The organism is Devosia salina (assembly GCF_019504385.1).
Taxonomy (GTDB): Bacteria; Pseudomonadota; Alphaproteobacteria; order Rhizobiales; family Devosiaceae; genus Devosia; species Devosia salina.
Genome location: NZ_CP080590.1, coordinates 4,274,872 through 4,296,375, shown reverse-complemented (window position 1 = coordinate 4,296,375; position 21,504 = coordinate 4,274,872). Strand labels below are relative to the sequence as shown.

25 protein-coding genes are annotated in these 21,504 nt (G+C 64.4%); 14 read left to right on the top strand and 11 right to left on the bottom strand.

Features of this window, described 5'->3' with window-relative positions:
- Positions 1-717 precede the first annotated feature (717 nt).
- Together rpsT and mutM are read right to left on the bottom strand one after the other, a co-directional pair.
- Positions 718-984 (bottom strand): 30S ribosomal protein S20, encoded by a 267-nt coding sequence (rpsT, locus tag K1X15_RS21155; RefSeq protein ID WP_220305493.1) that lies wholly within the window; start codon positions 982-984, stop codon positions 718-720.
- Positions 985-1,267: 283 nt separating this feature from the next.
- On the bottom strand, positions 1,268-2,152 hold the full coding sequence (gene mutM / locus K1X15_RS21150) for a bifunctional DNA-formamidopyrimidine glycosylase/DNA-(apurinic or apyrimidinic site) lyase (RefSeq protein ID WP_220305492.1): 885 nt from the start codon (positions 2,150-2,152) through the stop codon (positions 1,268-1,270).
- 116 nt (positions 2,153-2,268) lie between these two features.
- On the opposite strand from mutM, the gene ubiE reads away from it, so the two are divergent.
- The 6 genes from ubiE to K1X15_RS21120 all read left to right on the top strand — a co-directional run bounded on the left by ubiE (position 2,269) and on the right by K1X15_RS21120 (position 7,144).
- A complete protein-coding gene (gene ubiE / locus K1X15_RS21145) occupies positions 2,269-3,033 on the top strand; it encodes a bifunctional demethylmenaquinone methyltransferase/2-methoxy-6-polyprenyl-1,4-benzoquinol methylase UbiE (protein ID WP_220305491.1) in 765 nt (254 codons plus the stop codon).
- A gap of 3 nt (positions 3,034-3,036) precedes the next feature.
- Positions 3,037-4,581, top strand: coding sequence for a 2-polyprenylphenol 6-hydroxylase (gene ubiB, locus K1X15_RS21140; protein ID WP_220305490.1), 1,545 nt, complete (start codon positions 3,037-3,039; stop codon positions 4,579-4,581).
- A 96-nt stretch (positions 4,582-4,677) separates the two neighbouring features.
- On the top strand, positions 4,678-5,277 hold the full coding sequence (locus tag K1X15_RS21135; RefSeq protein ID WP_220305489.1) for a hypothetical protein: 600 nt from the start codon (positions 4,678-4,680) through the stop codon (positions 5,275-5,277).
- Positions 5,274-5,726 carry a dUTP diphosphatase gene (gene dut, locus K1X15_RS21130; protein ID WP_220305488.1) on the top strand — a complete coding sequence of 151 codons (453 nt, stop codon included), beginning with the start codon at positions 5,274-5,276 and terminating at the stop codon, positions 5,724-5,726. The genes K1X15_RS21135 and dut overlap by 4 nt, the downstream gene beginning before the upstream one ends.
- Complete coding sequence (locus K1X15_RS21125) at positions 5,671-6,423, top strand: DUF2259 domain-containing protein (protein WP_220305487.1); 753 nt, start codon at positions 5,671-5,673, stop codon at positions 6,421-6,423. Before dut ends, K1X15_RS21125 begins: the two co-directional genes overlap by 56 nt.
- Positions 6,413-7,144 carry a HesA/MoeB/ThiF family protein gene (locus K1X15_RS21120; RefSeq protein WP_240549595.1) on the top strand — a complete coding sequence of 244 codons (732 nt, stop codon included), beginning with the start codon at positions 6,413-6,415 and terminating at the stop codon, positions 7,142-7,144. The genes K1X15_RS21125 and K1X15_RS21120 overlap by 11 nt, the downstream gene beginning before the upstream one ends.
- Positions 7,145-7,556: 412 nt before the next feature.
- On the opposite strand, the gene fabB is transcribed toward K1X15_RS21120, so the two are convergent.
- Together fabB and fabA are read right to left on the bottom strand one after the other, a co-directional pair.
- On the bottom strand, positions 7,557-8,783 hold the full coding sequence (gene fabB / locus K1X15_RS21115; protein WP_220305485.1) for a beta-ketoacyl-ACP synthase I: 1,227 nt from the start codon (positions 8,781-8,783) through the stop codon (positions 7,557-7,559).
- Positions 8,784-8,869: 86 nt separating this feature from the next.
- The gene (fabA, locus tag K1X15_RS21110; protein ID WP_220305484.1) at positions 8,870-9,400 is read right to left on the bottom strand and encodes a 3-hydroxyacyl-[acyl-carrier-protein] dehydratase FabA; all 531 of its coding nucleotides are present in this window, start codon (positions 9,398-9,400) and stop codon (positions 8,870-8,872) included.
- A gap of 175 nt (positions 9,401-9,575) precedes the next feature.
- Between fabA and irrA the strand changes: the two genes are divergently transcribed.
- The 5 genes from irrA to K1X15_RS21085 all read left to right on the top strand — a co-directional run bounded on the left by irrA (position 9,576) and on the right by K1X15_RS21085 (position 12,995).
- The gene (gene irrA / locus K1X15_RS21105; RefSeq protein ID WP_220305483.1) at positions 9,576-10,022 is read left to right on the top strand and encodes an iron response transcriptional regulator IrrA; all 447 of its coding nucleotides are present in this window, start codon (positions 9,576-9,578) and stop codon (positions 10,020-10,022) included.
- 97 nt (positions 10,023-10,119) lie between these two features.
- Positions 10,120-10,950: an arylamine N-acetyltransferase family protein gene (locus K1X15_RS21100; protein ID WP_220305482.1), complete on the top strand. Its 831-nt coding sequence runs from the start codon at positions 10,120-10,122 to the stop codon at positions 10,948-10,950.
- 4 nt (positions 10,951-10,954) lie between these two features.
- Positions 10,955-11,551: a YdeI/OmpD-associated family protein gene (locus tag K1X15_RS21095; RefSeq protein WP_220305481.1), complete on the top strand. Its 597-nt coding sequence runs from the start codon at positions 10,955-10,957 to the stop codon at positions 11,549-11,551.
- Complete coding sequence (locus tag K1X15_RS21090; protein ID WP_220305480.1) at positions 11,548-12,102, top strand: DUF1697 domain-containing protein; 555 nt, start codon at positions 11,548-11,550, stop codon at positions 12,100-12,102. The genes K1X15_RS21095 and K1X15_RS21090 overlap by 4 nt, the downstream gene beginning before the upstream one ends.
- Positions 12,099-12,995, top strand: a complete 897-nt coding sequence (locus tag K1X15_RS21085) for a ribokinase (RefSeq protein ID WP_220305479.1) — start codon at positions 12,099-12,101, stop codon at positions 12,993-12,995. Before K1X15_RS21090 ends, K1X15_RS21085 begins: the two co-directional genes overlap by 4 nt.
- 13 nt (positions 12,996-13,008) lie before the next feature.
- Here the strand turns inward: K1X15_RS21085 and K1X15_RS21080 are convergent, their stop codons facing one another.
- Complete coding sequence (locus K1X15_RS21080; RefSeq protein WP_220305478.1) at positions 13,009-13,899, bottom strand: LysR family transcriptional regulator; 891 nt, start codon at positions 13,897-13,899, stop codon at positions 13,009-13,011.
- A gap of 100 nt (positions 13,900-13,999) precedes the next feature.
- Between K1X15_RS21080 and K1X15_RS21075 the strand changes: the two genes are divergently transcribed.
- Entirely contained in the window at positions 14,000-14,623 is a 624-nt protein-coding gene (locus K1X15_RS21075) for an NADPH-dependent F420 reductase (RefSeq protein ID WP_220305477.1), read from the top strand.
- A gap of 61 nt (positions 14,624-14,684) precedes the next feature.
- Here the strand turns inward: K1X15_RS21075 and K1X15_RS21070 are convergent, their stop codons facing one another.
- Complete coding sequence (locus K1X15_RS21070; protein WP_220305476.1) at positions 14,685-15,128, bottom strand: thermonuclease family protein; 444 nt, start codon at positions 15,126-15,128, stop codon at positions 14,685-14,687.
- A 496-nt stretch (positions 15,129-15,624) separates the two neighbouring features.
- The gene (infC, locus tag K1X15_RS21065; RefSeq protein ID WP_220307653.1) at positions 15,625-16,161 is read right to left on the bottom strand and encodes a translation initiation factor IF-3; all 537 of its coding nucleotides are present in this window, start codon (positions 16,159-16,161) and stop codon (positions 15,625-15,627) included.
- A 154-nt stretch (positions 16,162-16,315) separates the two neighbouring features.
- On the opposite strand from infC, the gene K1X15_RS21060 reads away from it, so the two are divergent.
- Complete coding sequence (locus K1X15_RS21060; protein WP_220305475.1) at positions 16,316-17,080, top strand: alpha/beta hydrolase; 765 nt, start codon at positions 16,316-16,318, stop codon at positions 17,078-17,080.
- Between the two features lie 2 nt (positions 17,081-17,082).
- On the opposite strand, the gene K1X15_RS21055 is transcribed toward K1X15_RS21060, so the two are convergent.
- Genes K1X15_RS21055 through K1X15_RS21040 form a run of 4 tightly spaced genes read right to left on the bottom strand, consistent with a single transcriptional unit; the run spans position 17,083 to position 20,427 of the window.
- Positions 17,083-17,742 carry a GNAT family N-acetyltransferase gene (locus K1X15_RS21055; RefSeq protein ID WP_220305474.1) on the bottom strand — a complete coding sequence of 220 codons (660 nt, stop codon included), beginning with the start codon at positions 17,740-17,742 and terminating at the stop codon, positions 17,083-17,085.
- Complete coding sequence (locus tag K1X15_RS21050) at positions 17,739-18,605, bottom strand: SDR family oxidoreductase (RefSeq protein WP_220305473.1); 867 nt, start codon at positions 18,603-18,605, stop codon at positions 17,739-17,741. The genes K1X15_RS21055 and K1X15_RS21050 overlap by 4 nt, the downstream gene beginning before the upstream one ends.
- Positions 18,605-19,732: a tRNA epoxyqueuosine(34) reductase QueG gene (queG, locus tag K1X15_RS21045; RefSeq protein WP_220307652.1), complete on the bottom strand. Its 1,128-nt coding sequence runs from the start codon at positions 19,730-19,732 to the stop codon at positions 18,605-18,607. Before queG ends, K1X15_RS21050 begins: the two co-directional genes overlap by 1 nt.
- 14 nt (positions 19,733-19,746) lie before the next feature.
- Positions 19,747-20,427 (bottom strand): glutathione S-transferase family protein, encoded by a 681-nt coding sequence (locus tag K1X15_RS21040; RefSeq protein WP_220305472.1) that lies wholly within the window; start codon positions 20,425-20,427, stop codon positions 19,747-19,749.
- A 121-nt stretch (positions 20,428-20,548) separates the two neighbouring features.
- On the opposite strand from K1X15_RS21040, the gene K1X15_RS21035 reads away from it, so the two are divergent.
- Positions 20,549-21,361, top strand: a complete 813-nt coding sequence (locus K1X15_RS21035; RefSeq protein ID WP_220305471.1) for an undecaprenyl-diphosphate phosphatase — start codon at positions 20,549-20,551, stop codon at positions 21,359-21,361.
- The last annotated feature ends 143 nt before the right edge of the window (positions 21,362-21,504 follow it).

The window sequence follows — 21,504 nt, the reverse complement described above, 5'->3', positions numbered from 1 at the left end:
GGCTTCGCCCCTGCGTCCGACACGCGGACGCACTTAATCTGTCCGGCGACCGCTGGTGTCGCCGCTTCCCTCTTGACCTTTCACTTGAACCCGGCCTGCCCCGGCCGACGGTCGAATGAACGCTGCCAACTCAAATTTGACCGGCTGCCCGAAAGCACCCCATACAAAAATCACTGGCTGAAATTGCCGGCAGGACTGCCGGAATTGCCCCAAGTCCCGAGCCGCCTGAAGGAGGCTCACCGCCGGGTTAGGGAGGGTCGTTCCACCCCTCTTTTCCCCGCCGGCCAAAGTACATTAGAGGCTCGAAATTGGACCCGCAACACGTGAATCGTTGAAATAGGGACTTGACTCGGAGAGCTGTTTTTCGCCGCTGCCCGCCGCCCAAAACAAGGGTCCGGCAAGAGCCTGTGACTCAAGGCAGATTCGAACACTTAGCCGGGTTGGTCATGGTAAAAAAAAATTCCACCTGACTGCGAACCACACCGGCCGAGTGCTTGTCACTCCCGGACCGCCAATGCCACAAGCCATTGGCATGCCTCACTAAAACGCAGCCTTCACCCTTCGTTCTCACGCCAGGACGACCGTTGCAAAATAGTCATGTGACAGAACAATGGCGAAAATCCTTGCGCCGCTACCATACAACAAAAAGGGCTCCTTGCGGAGCCCGAATTGTAGCGCAGCGGCGGCCTGGTGGAGGCGCGCCCGGCCCGATCCGTATCAGACGGCCAGGGCCTTCACGCGGCTGTTGAGGCGGGAGACCTTGCGGGCCGCCAGATTGGCATGGACAATGCCCTTGGTGGCAGCGCGGTGGATCTCGGGCTCGGCAGCCTTGAGAGCGGCGAAGGCGGTCGCGTGATCACCAGCGGTGATCGCTTCCTCGACCTTGCGAATGAACGTGCGCACGCGGCTACGACGCGACTTGTTGATCGCGGTGCGGGCAGCAATCTTGCGGGTCGCCTTCTTGGCTGACGGCGTATTGGCCATTTCGGTCCTCTTGGGTCGTCCAACCGGCAGAACCGCGCCGCTTGAGGCGCCGCAACCTGCCGGGATGAAATGAAAGCGGCGGCACGCTGCCGCCAAGTCGGGGGGTCTATAGGAGATTGAATGGGGGACGTCAACTGGATTCCCACTCTCGGTTTCCCCTCTCCCCTTGTGGGAGAGGGTGCCCGAAGGGCGGGTGAGGTGTTCTCTTCAGAGACTAAATTTCCAGCCCCCCTCATCCGGCGCTGCGCGTCACCTTCTCCCACAAGGGGAGAAGGAAGAGCCCTCAATGCGCCTTCTGGCACACCGGGCAATAAAAGGTCGAGCGGCCCGACTGCACGATGCGCTTGACCACGCCCTTGCAAAGAGGGGTCGGACAGGGATCGCCCTCCCGATCATAGACGGCAAAGCTGTGCTGGAAATAGCCCGCCCCCTCAACGCTGCGGAAATCGCGGATGGTAGAGCCGCCGACCTCGATGGCGGCGACCAACACCTCCCGCACCGCGAGGGCCAGGTTCTCGAGCGCCTTTTTCGGCCTGCCGGTCGGGGTCACCAGGGTCCGTGCCTCGATCGTGGGCAGGATATGGGCGCGGTGCAGGGCCTCGGCCACATAGATATTGCCAAGGCCCGCCACCACGCGCTGGTCCAGCAGCGCCGCCTTGATCGGCGCTTTCTTGCCGGCAAAGGCCGCCGCCATCTGTTCGGCGGAGAATTCGTTACCCAGGGGCTCTGGCCCCAGACCCTGCAGATAGGGACTGTCGCCGGGATCGGCATAGAGATCGATGAAGCCGAACCGCCTAGGATCGGCATAGATGAGGTGGCTACGGCCATGCCGGGGGTGGTTGAGCTGCCAGACCATATGGTCATGCCTGGGCTCGGTGCCCGGCTCGTAATAGCGCGGCGGCTTGTCGATGCCATGTTCGGCAAAGCGCCAGGAGCCGGTCATGCCCAGATGGCTGAGCAGTGTCTGGCCTCCGGAGAGGGCGAAAAGCAGATATTTGGCCCGGCGGCCAATATGGGTCACGGTCTGGCCTTCAAGGGCGGACTGCAGGCCCGCAGGCAGGGGAAAGCGCAGGTCCGGGCGATTGAGGGTCACCGTCTCGATGGTCGCGCCTTCGAGCCAGGGCGCGAGACCCCGGCGGACGGTTTCGACCTCGGGCAGTTCAGGCATGGACAACTCCTTCACCCTGCGCGGCTTTGTGGCATGGGCAATTGCCAAGGCCTTATATATGGTGCGCCGCGATACGGAACGTATTGCCATCAATACAAAGTGCATCGAGCCTTGCCATGACCGAGCCCAGCCAAACCACCCATTTCGGCGAACGCGTCGTCGCCCTTGAGGACAAGCAGGGGCTGGTCAACAAGGTGTTCCACGACGTTGCCGACCGCTACGACCTGATGAACGATCTGATGAGCGTGGGCGTGCACCGGCTCTGGAAGGACGCCATGGTCAGCGAGCTGGCGCCGCCCAAGGCCGGCTCGCGCCCCTATCGCGTGCTCGACATGGCCGGCGGCACCGGCGATATCGGCGAGCGCATCGTCAATGCCTCGTTCGGCTATGCCGAGGTGGTTGTCTCCGACATCAATGCCGACATGCTGCGCGTGGGCGCCGAGCGCGCCAAGTCCTGGCGCTATCCGGGGCAGGTGCAGTTCGTGGAGGCCAATGCCGAAGAGCTGCCCTTCGAGGACAAGAGCTTTGACGCCTATACGATCGCCTTCGGCATCCGCAACGTGCCGCGCATCCAGAAGGCGCTGGACGAGGCCCATCGTGTCCTCAAGCGCGGCGGCCGCATCCTGGTGCTCGAATTCTCGCAGGTCGACGTGCCCGGGTTCGACAGCGTCTACAGGCTCTATTCGGACCAGTTGATCCCGCCCATGGGCCGGGTAGTGACCGGCGACGCGCAGCCCTATCAATATTTCATCGAGTCGATCCGCAAATTCCCGGACCCGGCGTCCTTCTCGTCCATGCTGGGCAAGGCCGGGTTCAAGCGGGTCAAGCATCAGAGCTTCACGGGCAATATCGCGACGCTGTTTTCGGGCTGGAAACTCTAGTCGATGTCGCTCGGTTCCACTTTCCGCCTGTTCCATGCCGGCTGGGTGCTGGCGCGCGAGGGTGCCTTTTCCGTGCTGCCGGTGGAATCGCTGCCGCCGATGATGAAGGCCGGCATCGGCCTGGCGCGGCTGGTGGAGCGCCGGGCGGTGCGCAAGACCGGCAGTATCGAGCGCTTGAATGCCGCCCTGCACAAGCTGGGGCCATCCTATGTGAAGTTTGGCCAGACCCTGGCCACGCGACCCGACATTGTGGGTGTCCAGGCCGCGGCCGATCTGTCCGGCCTGCAGGACAAGATGCCGCCTTTCGATCCCAAACTGGTGCCGGGCATCCTGGAAGCCGCATTGGGCGCCAAGGCGGCGCAGCTGACCGAGATCAGCGAGCCGGTCGCCGCGGCCTCCATCGCCCAGGTGCACAAGGCGCGGCTGCGCATGCCCGGCGAAGTGCCCCGGACGGTCGCCGTCAAGATGCTGCGCCCGGGCGTCGCCGAACGCTTTCATGCTGACACCGACAGTCTCTATGCCGGTGCGCGACTGGCCGAAACCTTCTCGCCCGCCAGCCGGCGCCTCAAGCCCACCGAAGTGGTGCGCACGCTCGACCATTCGATGCGGCTCGAACTCGACCTGCGCCTGGAAGCGGCCGCCATCTCGGAAATGGCGGAGAACATAAAGAACGACAGTGGCTTCGTCATTCCGGAGGTCCATTGGGACCATGTGGCGCAGAATGTGCTGACCACTAGCTGGATGCATGGCATCCCCATTCGCGACCATGCGGCCATCGAGGCCGTCGGGATCGACCGCAAGGCGCTCGCGGCCAAATTGCTGCAGAGCTTCCTGCGCCACGCCATCCGCGATGGCTATTTCCACGCCGACATGCATCCGGGCAATCTGTTCGCCGATCCCCGGACCGGCGATGTGATCGCGGTCGACTTCGGCATTATGGGGCGCATCGGCAAGTCCGAACGGCGCTTCCTCGCCGATATCCTCTATGGCTTCATCACCCGCAATTATCGCCTGGTGGCGCAGCGGCATTTCGACATCGGCTATGTGCCGCCGCACCAGTCGGTGGACGATTTCACCCTGGCCATCCGCTCGATCGGTGAGCCGCTGCATGGGCGCACCGCTGCCGACATTTCCATGGCCCGCGTCCTGGGGCAGCTCTTCACCATTACGGACCTGTTTGAAATGCAGACCCGGCCCGAGCTGGTGCTGCTGCAGAAATCCATGGTGCTGGTGGAAGGGGTGGCCCGCACGCTGGACCCCAATCTCGACATCTGGACCGTGGCCGAACCGGTGGTGGCCGAGTGGCTGCGGCGCGAGGAGGGGCCTGTCGGACGCCTTGAGGACCTTGTTGGGCACCTGACCCGCATGGGCGAGGCCGCCGGCCGGGTGCCGCGCCTGATGGCCCAGGCGGAGCTGGCATTGGCCGAGCACCGTGCCATGATGAACCGTCCGCGGGATCGGCTGATGCGCGGGCTCGCCCTGGCCGTGCTCGGCGCGGCGCTGGTGCTGATCGGCGCCCTGATCTGGCGCGTCCTGACGCTGCCCTGATACCGCCCGGTCCAGGCGACCGCTTGCCGGGCCGGGGCAACCACACCTAGATTGCACCATCGGGCGGTGAGGGCCGCCCAATACGGGAGAACCGGAATGAGCGTCAAACTTCTGGGCAAGCTTGCGGCCACCGTGCTGCTGGCCGCCGGACTTGCCGGCTGCATCGACATCAATATCGAAGTGGCCATCACCAGCCCGACCACAGCCAAGGCCACGATGACCCAGGTCATGGGCGCCGATGTCTATTCCATGGTCAAGATGAGCGCCGAGGGCGGGAGCGCCGAAGAAGACAGCTTCTGCGCCGAAGGCAGCCTGACCGAGAATGCCGATGGCAGCGCCACCTGCATCATCGTGGAGGACGGCAAGTTCGCCGATCTCGACCTGGGCCAGGACGAAGGCGGCATGACCTTCACCGAAGCCGGACCAGGCCTGATCCGCGTGGCACTGCCCACGGCCGACATGCAGAGCGAGCTGGGTGCGGAAGACGAGATGGACGAGCAGACCCGGCAGATGGTGGAGGCTTTCTTCGCCGACCGGACGATGACCATCGTCATCTCCGGAGCGGAAATCGTCGAAACCAACATGACATTGTCGGCCGACAAGACGCGCGCCGAACAGGTCATCCCCATGCTCGACCTGATCAACGGCGCCGCCGGCCTGCCCGAGGAACTCTATGCGTTGGTGCGGGCGCCTTGAGCATTCGGATCGATCTCAAATGGCTCGCGCACGGCGCGGGCCTGCCCCTGCCGCGCCAGCAGACCGCGGGCGCGGCGGGTCTGGACCTTGCCGCGGCCATCGGGGCGGACGAGACGCTGACCATCGCACCGGGCGATTTCGCCATGGTCCCGACCGGCCTCGCGATCGCCCTGCCCCAGGGCTATGAAGCGCAGATCCGGCCCCGTTCGGGGCTGGCGGCGCGGCATGGCGTGACCGTCCTCAATTCCCCCGGAACGGTGGACGCCGACTATCGCGGGGAAGTCAAAATTCTTTTGATTAATCATGGTAGGGACGCATTCGTGCTGCGCCGGGGCGACCGGATTGCCCAGATGGTGGTGGCGCGGGTTGAAGCGGTGGAACTGGTAGAAATTGATGAACTGGATGCAACCGAGCGTGGCGAAGGCGGCCACGGTTCGACTGGCCGCTAGCGCCGTTCTGGCCCTGGCCGCAACATTTCCCGCAGCGGCGGGTGACCGGGCCCTGATCGACTATGTCGGCTTTTCCGAGGACTTCCGCTATTTCGCCTTCGAGGAATTCGGCATCCAGGACGGGTCGGGCTTTGCCTATTCCAATTTGTACGTCATCGACCTGGATACCGACAGCTGGGTGGTCGGCACGCCGGTGCGGTTCCAGGCGGAGAGCGAAGAGACCAGCCTCGAGGCCGTGCGGCAGGTGGTCGCCGACAAGGCCGCCGACCATATTGCGGAATTCGCCATCCATGTTCCGGTCGAAGTCGCCGCCATGATCGGGGATGGCGTGCCCGATAGCGACGCCAAGGCGCTGACCTTCGGCGCCCCCGGCTATCTGCCCGGCAGCGTATCGGGCAATTACACCCTGGACCTTTCGACCTTCGGCACTGTGGCCACCAGCCCCTGTGCCGAATGGTTCGGGACCGAGCCCGTCGGCTATGAGCTGAGCATTGCCGATGGCGGCACGGCCCGCCTGGTGCATCGCGACCAGAACCTGCCCCGTTCGCGCGGCTGCCCGCTGGACTATCGCATCTATGGCGTGGTCATGCCTTTCGAGGGCGCGACGCTTTCCAATGCGGTGGCCATCATCTCGGTCTATCCCGGTGGTTTCGAGGGGCCGGACCGGCGTTTCCTGGCGGTTCCCCTTGGCCTCTGAGCCGCCCCTCGGCCCGGACGAGACGCGCCGCTATGCGCGCCATCTCGTGCTCAAGGGCTTTGGCGGCGCGGCCCAGCAAAAGCTGAAAGCCGCCCGCGTGCTGGTGGTGGGTGCTGGCGGGCTGGGCAGCCCGGCCATCGCCTATCTGGCCGCCGCCGGCATCGGGCATCTCGGCATCATCGATCCCGACACGGTCTCCCTGTCCAATCTGCAGCGGCAAGTGATCCACACCAGCGCCTCGGTCGGCACGGGCAAGGCGAATAGCGCCGGCGCCTTTGCCGGCGCGCTCAACCCCCATGTGGGTCTGGACCTGCATGCCGAAGCGATCACCGAGGGCAATGCCGATACCCTTGTCGGGACCTGCGACGTGGTCTTGGACGGCACCGATAATCTCGTCACCCGCCGCATCGTCGCCACTTCTACGGAGCGGCTGGGCAAGCCGCTGGTTTCGGGCGCCGTCTCGATGTTTTCCGGCCAGGTGACGGTCTTTGCCCCGCATCTCGGCGGCCCGCCGCATGCGGCGCTCTACCCCGATGAGGCCAGCGACGACGCCCTGCCCTCCTGCGAGGCCAATGGCATTCTCGGCCCCGTCACCGGCGTCATCGGCACACTGATGGCCATGGAGGCGATCAAGCTGATCACCGGCGTGGGTGAGCCGCTGATTGGGCGGTTGCTGGTCTATGACGCAAGAGAGGCGCGGTTTTCCGAGATCGGGTATTGAGGGCCTGATGTTTCAATGTGGTGCACCGCAACAGGTTCAGCACAGCGATGGCTACGTCGTGCAGGTGGCTGATCGCCACCATGTCGAGTACTTGGACGGTAGCCAAAGATGGGTGGTCGAGGTGGAATTCGCGCCCGTCGTCGGTGTTTACCGAGATACGCTCGGAAGTGAAGGCTCGTCCGCCGCGGACTTCGATACAGCTCTCCGCAGAATTATTGCAGGGCTGGAAGCCATGGGCTCCAAAGTTGAGGTTTCCTAGCGGCACCACCCCACCCTCATTCCCTCCCCATCAAGGGGAGGGAGGCGCAGATTGCGAAGCCGGTGTTCATCGTCTCCCTCCCCCGTGTGGGGAGGGTAGCGCAGCTGGGCCGGATGGCCCTAGCGAAGCTGGGTGGGGGTGGGGCGCACTCGATCAAGCATCCGGGTGCTTGAACACCAGCGCGGCATTGGTGCCGCCGAAGCCAAACGAATTCGACAGCACATAGCCCAGGTCGACATCGTCGCGGCGCTGGCGGAGGATCGGCATGTCCTCGAAGGCGGGGTCGAGGGTTTCGATATTGGCGCTTTCGGCGATGAAGCGGTTGCGCATCATCAGAATCGAATAGATCGATTCATGCACGCCCGTGGCGCCCTGGCTGTGGCCGGTCAGCGACTTGGTCGCCGAAATGGGCGGGCACTTGTCCTCATTGCCGAAGACGGCGCGCAGGGCCTCGATTTCCTTGAGGTCACCCACCGGGGTCGAGGTGGCGTGCGGGTTGATGTAGTCGATCGGCGCCTTGATGTTCTTGAGCGCCATGCGCATGCAGCGCTCGGCTCCTTCGCCCGAGGGGGCGACCATATCGAGGCCATCGGAGGTCGCGCCATAACCGACCAGCTCCGCCCAGATCCTGGCGCCGCGCGCCTTGGCGTGCTCGAATTCCTCGAGCACCAGCACACCGGCACCGCCGGAGATGACGAAGCCATCGCGCGCCGCGTCATAGCAGCGCGAGGCCTTTTCCGGCGTCTGGTTGAAGTCACTGCTCATGGCGCCCATGGCGTCGAACAGGTCCGACAGCGTCCAGTCGAGGTCCTCGTGGCCGCCGGCAAAGACGATGTCCTGCTTGCCCAGCATGATCTGTTCCATGGCATTGCCGATGCAGTGCTTGGACGTCGCGCAGGCCGCGGTGATCGTATAGTTGATGCCCTTGATGCCGAAGGGCGTGGCCAGGGTTGCCGAGGCGGTCGAGCCCATGGCCTTGGGCACTGCCAGTGGCCCGATGCGCTTGGGCGAATTGTTCTTGCGGGTGATATCGGCGGCCTCGACAATGGTGCGGGTCGAGGCGCCACCCGAACCCATGACTATGCCGGTCATGGGGTTGGAAATGTCGCTTTCCTCCAGCCCCGCATCGGCGATGGCCTGCTGCATGGCCAGATAGTTCCAGGCCGCACCCTTGCCCATGAAGCGGGTGACGCGGCGATCGAGAATCTCGAAGGGATCGAGGCGCGGATCGCCCTTGACCTGGCTGCGGAAACCGAGCTCCGCATAGTCCTCGGCAAAAACGATGCCCGGCTTTGCCGCGCGCAGGCTCGCCGTCACCTCGTCGAGCGAGTTGCCGATCGAAGAAATGATACCCATGCCGGTTACGACAACTCGTCTCATTTCGTCCTCGTTTCAGTCGTTTCGTGCGTTCGCATCGGGGGCGGCGTCGCACTTATATAGTTCGTTTCGGGCCGGCATTAAGGCCTTCAGGCCGTCTTCTGCTCGTGGAGCTGGGCCTCGGTAAAGAGCCCAACGCGCAAATCCTTGGCTTCGTAGATCACCTTGCCGTCAGCCTTGACCCAGCCATCGGCAATGCCCAGCGTCAGGCGCGAACGCATGACGCGCTTGAGATCAATACCATATTCGACCAGCTTGACGTCATCGGTCACCTGGCCGGTGAACTTGATTTCCCCGCCCAGGGCACGGCCCTTGCCGGGCTGGCCGATCCAGGAGAGGAAAAAGCCGGTCATCTGCCAGACGGCATCGAGCCCCAGGCACCCGGGCATGACCGGGTCGCCGATGAAATGGCACTTGAAGAACCACAGGTCCGGATTGACGTCGAGTTCGGCCCGCACCTGGCCACGGCCATGGGCGCCACCATCTTCGGTGATGGAGGTGATGCGGTCGAACATCAGCATGGGTGGAGCCGGCAGGCGTGCATCACCCTGGCCCGGCAATTCGCCACGACCATGGGCCAGCAATTCTTCGTAATTAAATGCGTGTTGCCGCTCGGACATGGAGGCTCCCCACTCTCGCTCAAGCCCCGTCTCGTATAGGGCAGGCGGGGTAGGGTCAAGCCAGCCATGGGATGCATGCCCCGGGCGGGCGGCGCGCCGTGCTTGTATCCGGGTCCCTGCGCCAGTATAAGAAATCATCAAATCCGGACCTGAAACGACGAGACTTACTGGCCCTATGCCCGACCGAGATACGACCGCCCGGCCGCTCCCGTCCCGCAAGCCTTGCCTGACAGCCGTGCTGCGCATGGCCGGTCTTCGGCCGACCCGCCAGCGCGTGGCCCTTGCTGAACTGCTGTTCGGCGGTGCGCATCGCCATGTCAGCGCCGAGCAGCTGCACGGCGAAGCCAGCACGGCCAATGTCAATGTGTCGCTGGCCACGGTCTACAATACGCTGCATCAGTTCCACGAAGCCGGCCTGCTGCGGGAGGTCGCCATTGACGCCGCCCGTTCCTATTTCGACACCGACACGTCGGACCATCATCACTTCTATGTCGAAGACGAGCAGCGCATGATCGACATCCCGGCCGATGCGGTCGAGTTCAAGGCGCTGCCCAAGGCGCCTGAGGGCATGGAAGTGGCGCATGTGGATGTCGTCATTCGCGTGCGCAGGGCCGCGGCCTGAGTTTTCCCCGGTGCAGTGGCGGATTCCGGCCGGCAGGTGACAAAGCCGCCCCGCTTGACCATAGTGTGCCCGGTTTCAACAGCGGCGTGGGTGGCTGATGCCCGAAAAGGTCAATCTCAAAGCCTATTTCGACCGAATCGGATTTGCCGGTTCGATCGCGCCGACGCTGGCGACACTGGACCTGCTGCATGCCCTGCATCCCGCCGCCATCCCCTTTGAGAACCTGACGCCGCTTCTGGGCGAGCCGGTGGCCCTGGACCAGCCGAGCCTTGAAAAGAAGCTCCTCGCCGACAAGCGGGGCGGCTATTGCTTTGAACACAACCTGTTGTTCATGCGCATTCTCCAGGACCTCGACTTCACCGTGCGGCCGCTTCTGGCGCGGGTTGTCCTCAGCAATCCGGACGGCGCCGCCCTGCCCCCAAGCCACCTGCTGCTGCTGGTGGAGATCAACGGACAGAACCATATCGCCGATGTCGGCTTCGGCGGGTTGACGCTGACCACGCCATTGCGGCTCAGGGCCGATGTCGAACAGACCACACCGCACGAGACCTTCCGCCTCACCGGCGGCGATCCAGACTGGACGCTGGAGGCCAAGCTCGGCGAAGAATGGCGTGCGGTCTATGTCTTCACACTCGATACGGTCGAGGAGGCCGATATCGCGCCCATCAACCAGCGCATCGCGACTGATCCGGCCTCACCGTTCACGCGCGAGCTTCGCGTGGCGCTGGCGCCCAGCGGCGCCCGCCTCAAGCTCCACAATACCCAGTTCACCCGCCAGCCGGTCGAGGGCGAGGCGGAGAAGCGCGTGCTGGGGAGCGTGGAGGAATTGCGGGCGGTCCTCAGCGGGGAGTTCGGCATCACCCTGCCTGCCGATGAGCGGCTGGAGCCGGTGCTTGCCGCGCTGGTGCAGCCCCAACCGACAGTCTAGGACCATGGCGCCGGTCGTCGTCCCGACGGACAAGCTGCACGAATTCGTCGACTTCGATGCGTTCTATAGCTGGCTGTCGCAGAACCACCAGGACGCCGACGAGGTGTGGATCCGCATCTTCAGGAAGGGGTCTGGCCGTCCCACGATCACGCCGGTCGAGGCCATCGAGGCGGTGCTGTGCTGGGGATGGATCGACGCCATCAAGAAGAGCTGGGACGAGGTGAGCTTCGTGCAGCGCTATTGCCCACGGCGCCCGAAATCGGTGTGGAGCCAGGTCAATCGCGACAATGTCGCGCGGCTGACCGAGGCGGGCCTGATGACCGAGTTCGGCCTGGTCCATGTCGAGGCTGCCAAGGCCGACGGCCGGTGGGACGCAGCATACAAGACCACGCAGGAACCGCCCGCCGATCTATTGGCCGCCATTGCTGCCAATCCTGCGGCGCAGAAGACTTATGCCGGGCTGACGGCCCAGAACCGCTTTGCCCTCACCTTCCGCACCATCTCGCTCAAGACCGAGGCGGGACGGAAGAAGCGGATCGGCGAATTCGTCGACATGCTGGCGCGCGGCGAGACCATCTATCCGCAGAAGACCATGCCATGAGCCAGGACAACAGCCAGGTCTGGGGCGCATTCCTGCGCGGCATCAATCTGGGCAAGCGGCAGATGAAGATGGCCGAGTTGAAGGCCTGCATGGAGGCGGCCGGCCTTGCGGAGGTGAAGACGGTTCTGGCGAGCGGCAATGTGCGGTTCGCCGCAAAGGGCAAGCCCGAGACCATCAAGACGACGCTGGAACAGGCCATCGGCAAGAAGTTCGGCTTTGCCGTCGGCGTCGTGCTGCGCACAGAGGCCGAGCTCAAGGCAATGCTGGATGGCCATCCCTTTGCCGGGCTCGACCCCGAGGCCGATCTCCACCGCCATGTGCTGCTGTCGGACGAGCCCTTCCCCAAAGGCATCGTCCTCGAAAGCCGGCCGGGCGATACGGAAATCCTGCGTATCGATGCGCGCGAGCTCTATATCGCCGCCTACCGCCAGCCCAATGGGCGCTATACCGAGAATGTGGAAGAGGTTCTCAAGCCGCTTTACGCCAGGCTTGGCAAGGGCCATCTCGACACCATGCGCAACTGGAACACGATAGAGAAGATTCTGAAATGATCACCGTTTTCGGCTCCACCAATCTCGACCAGATCGGCACCGTCACCCGCTTGCCCAAGCCGGGTGAAACCGTGGCCGGCGGCACCTTCTCGATGGCGCCGGGCGGCAAGGGAGCGAACCAGGCGCTGGCGGCGCGGCGCGCGGGTGCCAATGTGCGCCACGTCTCGGCGGTGGGCGATGATGCCTTTGCCGACCTGGCGCTGGCGCTGCTCAAGGATGGTGGCGTCGATCTTTCCGGCATGCGCAAGGCGGAGGCCGCCACCGGCATCGCCATGATCTTTGTCGATGCGGCGGGCGAGAATGTCATTGCCATTCTCCCCGGCGCCAATGGCACGGTGAGCCCGGCGGATGCCGAGGAGGGCCTGGCCGGCCTCTCTGCCGGCGATACGCTGCTCGTGCAGCAGGAAGTGCCCCAGGCTGCGACGCGTCGCGCCCTGGAGCTCGCCCGCGAAAAGGGCGCGCGATCCATCCTCAACACGGCGCCTTTCCTGCCAGACACGGCCAAGCTGGCGCCGCTGGCTGACATCGTGGTGGCCAATGAGACCGAGTTTTCCCTGCTGAGCGGCCGCCCCATCGACCAGCTCGACGCGGCCATGCAGGACTGGGTCAACCGCACCGGCCGCACCATCGTCGTCACGCTCGGCCCCGAGGGCGCCCGCGCCCGCACACCTGATGGCCCGATTGCGGTACAGGCGCACAAGGTCAAGCCGGTCGATACGGTTGGCGCCGGCGACACGTTCTGCGGCTATCTCGCCGCCGGCCTCGATGCGGGCCATGATCTCGGCACGGCCCTGCGGCGCGCTGCTGTGGCGGGCAGCCTTGCCTGCCTCAAGCCCGGCGCGCAGCCGGCCATTCCGATGAAGGCCGATGTCGACGAGGTCTTGGGCGGCTAGGAGCGCCGCCCGTTCAGCTTTCCGGGCAGGCAAAGGCATCGACCACCGCCTGAATGAAGGCGCTGACCCGGCGGGGCACCAGGTGCCGGGAGGGATGCACGGCATGAATGGGCAGCGACAGCAATTGCCATTCGGGCAGCAGTGAGATGAGCCGGCCAGCGGCGAGGTCCTCTTCAACCAGATTGGCGGGCAGATAGGCGATACCGGCACCATCAATGGCCAGCCGGCGCTGCGCCTCGCCATTGTCGACTTCGATGGCGCCGGCAACCTCGACCGTGCTGCGCTCGCCCTGCGCATTGACAAAGACCCAGCGATTGCGCGGTACCAGGATGAGATTGAGGATGCAGCGATATTGGGCAAGGTCCGCTGGCGTTGTCGGGGCGGGGTTGCGCGACAGGAAATCAGGTGAGGCCACCAGCGCGAAGCGATAGGTGCCCACCCGCCGCGCCACCAGCGATGACGAGGGCAGTTCTCCGACCCGCACCGCCAGGTCGAAACCCTCGGTCACCAGATCGACGCGCCGGTCCGAGAGGCTGAGTTCGAAGATCACCCCGGGATTTTCGGCGGTGAACCGGGCAATGATCGGGGGCAGCCAGCGTACGCCCAGCGTGGTCGGCGCGGTCAGGCGGATGCGTCCCGACAGCGTGGCGGTCTGACCGCATTCGTCCAGGGCCTGGGCCGCGGCAATGACCGCCTCGGCCCGCTCCAGAAACTGGCGGCCCTGATCGGTCAGGCGCTGGCTGCGCGTGGTGCGCTCGATCAGCTTGAGCTGATAGCGCGCCTCCATGGCCTGGATGCGACGCCCGACCATGGCCGGCGAGAGGTTCAACTGACGGGCCGCGCCCGCGAAACTGCCGAGCCGGGCGGCGGAGACAAAGGTGCGCAGCGATTCCAATTCGCTCATTCGATACCGTTCCGCAATTCAGTTACAACAATTCATGCAATTCCTGAAGTAAACAACAAGGGGCATATCAGCGCCAGCCAAAGCTTGAAAGGAGAACTTCATGACCACCATCGCCATTATCGGGTTGGGCAATATGGGCAAGGGCCTGGCGAAACGCCTCGCCGGCAAGACCGACCTGCTGCTCGGCTCGCGCAATAGCGACGCTGCCAAGGCCTTCGCCGCCACGCTGGACGGGACCGCCGAAGTGCTGGACCAGGCAAAAGCCGCCGCGCGCGCCGATATCGTGGTGCTGGCCCTGCCCTATGGACCGGCGCTCGAATTTGCCCGGGACACCGATCTCGCGGGCAAGATCGTCGTGGACATCTCCAATCCGCTCAAGCCCGACTATTCGGGCCTGACCATCGGCCACACCACTTCGGCCGCCGAAGAATTGCAGGCCGTTGCCGCCGGCGCCCGCCTGGTCAAGGCCTACAACACCATCTTTGCGGCCCTGCTCGAGGTGCCCGCCGCGCAGACCGCGTCCATTCCCGTATTCCTGGCCGGCGATGACGAGGCCGCTATCGCGGCGGTGGAGCAGCTGGTCCGGACCTCGGGCTTTGCCGTCGAAAAGACCGGGCCACTCGACACCGCCCGGCTGGTCGAACCGCTTGGCATGCTCAATATCCGCCTCGGCTATCACATGGGCCGCGGCACCGGCATTGCCCCGGCATGGCAGGCCGCCTGACGGGCAGAACTGACGCCGCGCGACGGGCCTATTGGCCCGTTGCCGACGCCGCACGGTGCGTTCACTCGGGAAGGCGACTTATTGTCCCCATCATGCCACGTTGCCGCACCGATGCCCGCCAGAGCTTCTTGCGCGCATCGGCTTGTTCGAGATGGCGATATTTTCCGCCCGAAAACTTTGGCCAGTCCAGCGCCAGTCCGGCGCGAACCATCTCGGCTGCGAGGTCCCGCCCGTCGGGCAGGAAGCATTCCGCGACCAGCCGGTCATAGGACAATTCGGGCTTGATGCGGGCGGTCACGATCTGGCCCTTGCACAGCTTCACGAGCGCCCACTTCGACTGCTGACCATAGGGGTGGTCGAGCTCCGGTGCATCGATCCCGGCGATCCGAATGCGAACCTTGTCGATGACGATGGTATCGCCATCGACCACCCAGCATGACCCGCGAAGGATTTTCTCGACAGGCTGAAGCGTTGTCTGCGTGGATTGGACAAGGACGACGCGCATCTCGCGTGGCTTGGGCGGATAGTCCGGAATCCCGCGCCAAGGTTCGACGGTGCTTTTCGACCTTCGCGCGGAAAACAGCCGAATGACGAACCGGAATAGCCCCATGCTCCCCCCCCGGAGGCCGGCTGAGTGCGAACCGGTCCTAGATCTTGCCGCTATGCTTGAGCGCCAGGATCAACATGGACACTCCGGCCGTGGCAGCGAAGATGAGAACGCCGATGCCGGCGAATGTCCAAAACAATTCCACTATATTTCTCCGTTCTGTAGCGACGGGACCGCTCCGAGGGCGATATTACGACCAATCAGCGCCTGACCCGATAAAGCCTCTACTATGATCGCTCTCGCATCGACACGGTCTTGCATTTGAATGCTGACCCGGGCCGCACGCGATCATTGGCCGACCATGCGTTCAGACTGTCGGCACAGGCCATCAATTGCAACAAAAAAGCGGGCCTTGCGACCCGCTTTGATATTTTTGGACTGTGGAACCGTCGCCTTATTTCGGCGCCAGCACCATGACCATCTGCCGGCCTTCGGAACGCGGCTGGCTTTCGACCTTGGCGATATCCTCGGTCTGTTCCTTGACCTTGATCAGCAATTGCATTCCCAGGTCCTGGTGCGCCATTTCGCGGCCACGGAAACGCATGGTCACCTTGACGCGATCGCCCTCGCCCAGGAAACGCTGCACCGCCTTCATCTTGGTGTCGTAGTCGTGCGTGTCGATGTTGGGACGCATCTGCACTTCCTTGACTTCGATCACCTTCTGCTTCTTGCGCGCTTCGGCCGCCTTTTTCTGAGCGGCATACTTGTAGCGCCCGAGATCGAGCATCTTGGCGACGGGCGGATTGGAATTGGCGGCGATCAGGACCAGGTCAAGACCCTGCTCCTGCGCTTCGGCCAATGCATCGCGCGTGCGCACGACGCCGCGGTTCTCGCCTTCTGCATCGATAAGCTGAACGTCGGGGCTGGTGATATCCTCGTTGGCAAGCGGCCCATCTTTCTGGGGCGCAACGGGTCTCATGGGACGGCGAATGGCAAGCTTTCCTTGTGCTGATGATGCCAGGGGGTGAATTCGGCCCTAAAATCGTGGTAGCGGCAGCTAAAGTCAACTGGCGCGGGCACTCTATTTTCAGGCCGTTGCGCCGCGGCTACGCCCGCGTCACCAGATAAAAAGGCCGTTCAGCACGATGAGTTCCCCCGAACTGATCCATATCCCTGTCGGTGAGGCCGACGCGAGGCGCGAGATCGCGGTGACCCAACGCCGGGGCGGGACGCCGGGCCTGTTCTGGCTCAACGGCTTCCGCTCGGTGATGACGGGCGCCAAGGCGATGACGCTAGACGCGTTGGGCGCAGAACGGGGCCTTTGCGTCACCCGCTTCGACTATTCCGGCCATGGCGCTTCCGGCGGCGATTTCGACCAGGGCAGCATCAGCCGCTGGCTCGAAGAGGCCGAAGCCGTTTTTGCCCTGACCGAAGGGCCACAGATCGTCTGCGGCTCCTCCATGGGTGGCTGGCTCGCCCTGCTGCTGGCCCGAAGGCAATTGGCGAAAGGCACGCCGCTCAAGGGGCTCATCCTGATCGCGCCGGCCGTGGACGCCACCAGCACGCTGATCCCGGCGCGCATGACCGCGACGCAGACGCTTGATCTCGAACGGCAGGGCTATTTCGAGCGCGAAAGCGCCTATGGCGATGGCCTGTATCGATACACGCGGACGCTGATCAAGGATGGCGCCCATCATCGCCTGTTCGGTTCGGTGATCGAAACCGGCTGCCCGGTGCATATCCTGCAGGGCGGGCAGGACCCAGACGTGCCCCCCGCCCATGCGCAGAAACTGTTGGCCCATATCCTGCACGACAAGGTGACCTTCACCCTGATCCCGGACGGCGACCACCGGCTGAGCCGGGACCAGGACCTGACGCGGCTCAGGGACGCGGTCCTGGGGATGATCTGACCTCAGCGCGCGCCTTGCGCCTCCAATTTCGTCTTCTGCATCCCCGCCGCATCGAAATTGCCCGGGTCCAGCCAGCGTTCATATTCGGCCCGCAGGGCCGGCCATTCGCTGTCCAGCATCGAGAACCAGGCGGTGTCCCGGCTTTCGCCCTTGATGATCATGTCCTGGCGGAAAACACCCTCGAAGCTGAAACCGAAACGGGTGGCGGCGGCCTTGGAGGGCTCGTTGCGATTGTTGCACTTCCACTCGAACCGCCGATAGCCCAGATCGTCGAAGGCGTGGCGCGCGAACAGATAGAGCGCCTCGGTGGCAAGGCGGCTGCGCGCCATGGGCAGGCCCCAATAGACGCCGCCGATCTCGATGGAGCCATGTTCGGGCCGGATGCGCATCCAAGATTGCTGACCCAGCGCCCGGCCGCTGGCCTTGTCGATGATGGCGACCGCCAGGTCGGAGCCGGCATTGCCCATCTCGATCCGAGCTTCCATCTCGGCCAGCGATTGCGGGGCGTCGGAAAACAGCCAGCGATAGCGCTCGGCCCCACCGGGCATGGTGGAGACGGCATAGAGGTCCGCGGCGTGTCGCAGGTCCAGCGGTTCGAGCCGCACATAGCGGCCCTCAAGTACGATGCGTTCGGGAGCGGATCGGGCGGGTGGAATGTTCATCTTTCACTTTCGAGGATGTGTGCGAGACCGGACCGATAATCGGGATAGAGCAGGTCGATGCCCAGCGCCTGCTTGATGGCGCGGTTGGAGACCCGCTTGTTGTCGCGATAGAAGCTGCGCTGCATCGGCGTCATTTCGGTGGTCTCGAACGGCAGGTCGGGCGGCACGGCCATGCCGATCAGTTCGGCGGCATGCGCGATGACGTCCTGGGGCGGGGCGGGTTCGTCATCGGCAAGATTGAACGTACCGGCGAGGCGCTTTTGGGCGGCGAGTGCGGTTATCCGCGCAATGTCCTCGACATGGATGCGATTGAATACCTGGCCGGGCTTGATCACCCGCCGGGCGGTGCCGGCGCGCAATTTGTCGAAGGTGGAGCGCCCCGGGCCGTAGATGCCGGCCAGCCGCAGAATGCAGAGCGGGACGCCACGCGCCGCGGCGTAGTCACGCCAGGCCTCTTCGGCCAGCACACGGCGATCCGAGCGCATGTTGCGCGGCACCAGCGGCGCGGTCTCGTCGATCCAGTCACCCCCGAAATCGCCATAGACGCCGACGGTCGAATAGTAGCAGAGCCATTGAAGCGCCGGGGCCGCATCGAGATCGGCGCGATGGTGGCGCATGACCGGATCATCGTCCTCGTCCGGCGCGATCGAGAGCACCACATGGGTCGCCTCGGCCAGGGCCGCGCCGACCTCCGGGCCCGGGGCCGCCCCGTCGAACAGCGTGGTATCGATCCCCTCGGCGGCCAGTCGCGCGGCCTTGTCGGCCGACCGGACGGTGCCCCCGATGCGCTCGAAGCCGTGCGTGCGCATGGCGGCGGCGGCGCGCAGTGAGGAGAATCCCAGCCCAAAGAAAAACGCCTGCATCACACCACTCCATCCCATTCTGCGCGCACGGAGCTATCGCCTTCGCGGGAGAGTCTGTCCAGTCGCATGGCCTCGGCCCGGTGCGGATCGAGCCGCCGCAGGGCCCAGACCGCCGCTCCGCGAATGAGAGGGTCGCCATGGTCCAATCGAGCCTCGACCGCGGGCAACAGGGCCGGATCCCCGGAATTGCCGATGCCGATCAGCACATTGCGCAGAAAGCGGGCGTGGCCGATGCGCTTGACCGGTGAGCCGGCAAACAGCGCCCGGAACCCTGCGTCGTCCAGGCCCACGAGTTCGGCCAGGGCCGGTCGCTCCAGTTCGGGCCGGCTGCGCAGCTTGGCCTCGCGGCTGACGGAGGCGAACTTGTTCCAGGGGCAGACGGCCAGGCAATCGTCGCAGCCATAAATGCGATTGGCCATGGGCGCGCGAAATTCGCGCGGGATCGGACCTTTGTGCTCGACCGAGTAATAGGCCAGGCACTTGCGTGCATCGAGTCGGAAGGGCGCGGGGAAGGCATTGGTGGGACAGACATCGAGGCAGCGGGTGCAGGAGCCGCAGCTTTCCGGATGCGGCGCGTCGGGGGGCAGGTCCGCCGTGGTGAGAATGGCCCCCAGGAACAGCCAGGAGCCGAACTCCCGGCTGACCAGCACGCTATGCTTGCCCTGCCAGCCCAGGCCCGCGGCCTCGGCGAGCGGCTTTTCCATCAGCGGCGCGGTATCGACAAAGACCTTTACGTCCGCCCCGGCCCGGCGCGCCAACAGGCCCGCCAGTTCCTTGAGGCGCCCCTTGATGATGTCGTGATAGTCGCGATTGCGGGCATAGGCCGAGATGATGCCGACATGCCTGTCGGCGAGCAGCGCCATGGGGTCGGTTTCAGGGCCGTAGTTGACGCCAAGGAGGATGATCGAGCGCGCCTCGGCCCAGAGCGCCAACGGATCGCTCCGCCGGTCCTCCGTTTCCTCCATCCATTCCATGCCGGCATGCCAGCCCTCGGTCAGCGCGACGCGCAGCTTTTCAGGCAGGTCGGGCCGGGCATCGGCCGTGGTGATGCCAAAGGCATCGAAGCCGAGCGCCTCGGCGCGGGCCTTCAGTTCGGCGACAAGCTTTTCACTCCTGGCTTCGGCCATGCCGCCAGACAAGCCTAGAAATCCAGGTCCGCATAGCCCTTGGAGGGCGGCATGGCGACCACGCGGTCGTTGAGCAGGGTGCGGAAGGCAGGCCGGGACTTGATGCGGGAATACCAGTCGCGGGTTTCGGCCGGCGCCTTGGCCCAGTCGATATCGCCCATATAGTCGAGGGTGGAGAAATGGGCGGCGAGGGCAAAATCGGCCAGGCTCATCTCGTCGCCGCCAACCCAGTTGCGGCTGGCCAGCAGGTAGTTGAAATAGAGCATGTGCTCGACGAAATTGGCCTTGGCGGCCCGCAGCACGGAGGGTTCCGGCGTGGCGCCGCGCTGGTCGCGCTTGGCGATCTTTTCCTCAATAAGGTAGCGGGTCACCTCGTCATTGAGCTTGACCAGGGCCCATTCGACCAGGCGCCACATCTCGGCCCGCTCCATTGGATCGGTGGGAATGAGACCACCCACCGCATCGGGCGTGTAGAGGTCTTCGACGGCATGGATGCTGGCCAGAATGCCGATCACCGGCTGCTCGGCATCGGTGAACAGGATGGGCAGGGTCGCGGCCGGATTGACTTCCAGCAGCGCGTCTTCGCGCAGCCAGGGCTTGATCTCGTCGAGGTCCAGCGGCACGCCATATTCGGCGCACATGAGCCGGATGAGGCGGGAGGCTGGATCGAGGGGATGGTGCACGAGGCTCGGCATGAAAAAAATCGCTCTGGAACGGTTGCGGGTCTGCCTTGCCCGAACCCGCCTTGGCGCCTTGGGCGAACACGGCTAAGAGCTTTGGACCAAAGCGACCCTTGGAAACGAGTTAGGGGATCAAATGAACGCCGATCAAGGTCTTTTTGTGCCCCTGATTCTGGGAATCCTCGAAGGGCTCACAGAATTCCTGCCCGTCAGTTCCACGGGCCACCTGTTGCTGGCCGACCATTTCTTCGGCTTGAGCCAGCCCAAGACCTTCATCGTATTGATCCAGCTCGGTGCCATCCTGGCGGTGATCACTGTTTACTTTGCCCGGCTGGGCCTTCTGATCCGTGATGCGCTGACCGGCAAGGCCTATGCCTGGCAGTTCGCGCTCTCGGTGGTGCTCGCCTGCCTGCCGGCGGTGGTGGCTGGTGTCCTGCTGCGCGATTTCATCCAGGGGGATTTGTGGGAATCGGCGCTGCTGATCTGCATCACCCTGCTGGTGGGCGGGATCATCCTCCTCATCGTCGACCGGCTCAAGCTCGAGCCGAAATATGACGACATCTACCGGTTTCCCTGGCATCTGGCGCTCGTCATCGGCCTGTTCCAGATGCTCTCGCTGGTGCCGGGCGTGTCACGCTCGGGCTCGACGGTGGTGGGAGGCATGCTGTTCGGCGCCAGCAAGCGGGCGGCGGCCGAATTCACCTTCTTCATCGCCCTGCCCATCATGGTGGGGGCCTTCGGCTATGACCTCTACAAGAGCCGCGACCTGATCGATGGCAGTATCGCGATCAGCGTCGCCATCGGCTTTGCCGCCGCCTTCGTGGTCGGGGCGCTGGTGGTGCGATACCTGCTCAATTTCGTCTCGCGCTACGGCTTTGCGCCCTTCGCCTGGTGGCGCATCGTGGTGGGTGGCGCGGGGCTGGTGGCCCTGCTGGCCTTCGGGCACTAGAGCACCCGTTCTGACTGAATCAGAACGGGTGCTCTATCTCTCTGTTTTGTCACGCTTTCGAACCGCAAAAGTGGTATCCACTTTTGCTGAAAGCGCTCTAAGGCAAAAGCCCCGGCATCGACCGGGGCTTCTTTTCTTGTCGC

Excerpts from the sequence above, each read along its gene's own strand:
- rpsT (WP_220305493.1), bottom strand. The coding sequence starts at position 984 with ATGGCCAATACGCCGTCAGCCAAGAAGGCGACCCGCAAGATTGCTGCC.
- mutM (WP_220305492.1), bottom strand. The coding sequence starts at position 2,152 with ATGCCTGAACTGCCCGAGGTCGAAACCGTCCGCCGGGGTCTCGCGCCC.
- ubiE (WP_220305491.1), top strand. The coding sequence starts at position 2,269 with ATGACCGAGCCCAGCCAAACCACCCATTTCGGCGAACGCGTCGTCGCC.
- ubiB (WP_220305490.1), top strand. The coding sequence starts at position 3,037 with ATGTCGCTCGGTTCCACTTTCCGCCTGTTCCATGCCGGCTGGGTGCTG.
- K1X15_RS21135 (WP_220305489.1), top strand. The coding sequence starts at position 4,678 with ATGAGCGTCAAACTTCTGGGCAAGCTTGCGGCCACCGTGCTGCTGGCC.
- K1X15_RS21125 (WP_220305487.1), top strand. The coding sequence starts at position 5,671 with ATGAACTGGATGCAACCGAGCGTGGCGAAGGCGGCCACGGTTCGACTG.
- fabB (WP_220305485.1), bottom strand. The coding sequence starts at position 8,783 with ATGAGACGAGTTGTCGTAACCGGCATGGGTATCATTTCTTCGATCGGC.
- fabA (WP_220305484.1), bottom strand. The coding sequence starts at position 9,400 with ATGTCCGAGCGGCAACACGCATTTAATTACGAAGAATTGCTGGCCCAT.
- irrA (WP_220305483.1), top strand. The coding sequence starts at position 9,576 with ATGCCCGACCGAGATACGACCGCCCGGCCGCTCCCGTCCCGCAAGCCT.
- K1X15_RS21100 (WP_220305482.1), top strand. The coding sequence starts at position 10,120 with ATGCCCGAAAAGGTCAATCTCAAAGCCTATTTCGACCGAATCGGATTT.
- K1X15_RS21095 (WP_220305481.1), top strand. The coding sequence starts at position 10,955 with ATGGCGCCGGTCGTCGTCCCGACGGACAAGCTGCACGAATTCGTCGAC.
- K1X15_RS21090 (WP_220305480.1), top strand. The coding sequence starts at position 11,548 with ATGAGCCAGGACAACAGCCAGGTCTGGGGCGCATTCCTGCGCGGCATC.
- K1X15_RS21085 (WP_220305479.1), top strand. The coding sequence starts at position 12,099 with ATGATCACCGTTTTCGGCTCCACCAATCTCGACCAGATCGGCACCGTC.
- K1X15_RS21080 (WP_220305478.1), bottom strand. The coding sequence starts at position 13,899 with ATGAGCGAATTGGAATCGCTGCGCACCTTTGTCTCCGCCGCCCGGCTC.
- K1X15_RS21075 (WP_220305477.1), top strand. The coding sequence starts at position 14,000 with ATGACCACCATCGCCATTATCGGGTTGGGCAATATGGGCAAGGGCCTG.
- K1X15_RS21070 (WP_220305476.1), bottom strand. The coding sequence starts at position 15,128 with ATGCGCGTCGTCCTTGTCCAATCCACGCAGACAACGCTTCAGCCTGTC.
- K1X15_RS21060 (WP_220305475.1), top strand. The coding sequence starts at position 16,316 with ATGAGTTCCCCCGAACTGATCCATATCCCTGTCGGTGAGGCCGACGCG.
- K1X15_RS21055 (WP_220305474.1), bottom strand. The coding sequence starts at position 17,742 with ATGAACATTCCACCCGCCCGATCCGCTCCCGAACGCATCGTACTTGAG.
- K1X15_RS21050 (WP_220305473.1), bottom strand. The coding sequence starts at position 18,605 with ATGCAGGCGTTTTTCTTTGGGCTGGGATTCTCCTCACTGCGCGCCGCC.
- queG (WP_220307652.1), bottom strand. The coding sequence starts at position 19,732 with ATGGCCGAAGCCAGGAGTGAAAAGCTTGTCGCCGAACTGAAGGCCCGC.
- K1X15_RS21040 (WP_220305472.1), bottom strand. The coding sequence starts at position 20,427 with ATGCCGAGCCTCGTGCACCATCCCCTCGATCCAGCCTCCCGCCTCATC.
- K1X15_RS21035 (WP_220305471.1), top strand. The coding sequence starts at position 20,549 with ATGAACGCCGATCAAGGTCTTTTTGTGCCCCTGATTCTGGGAATCCTC.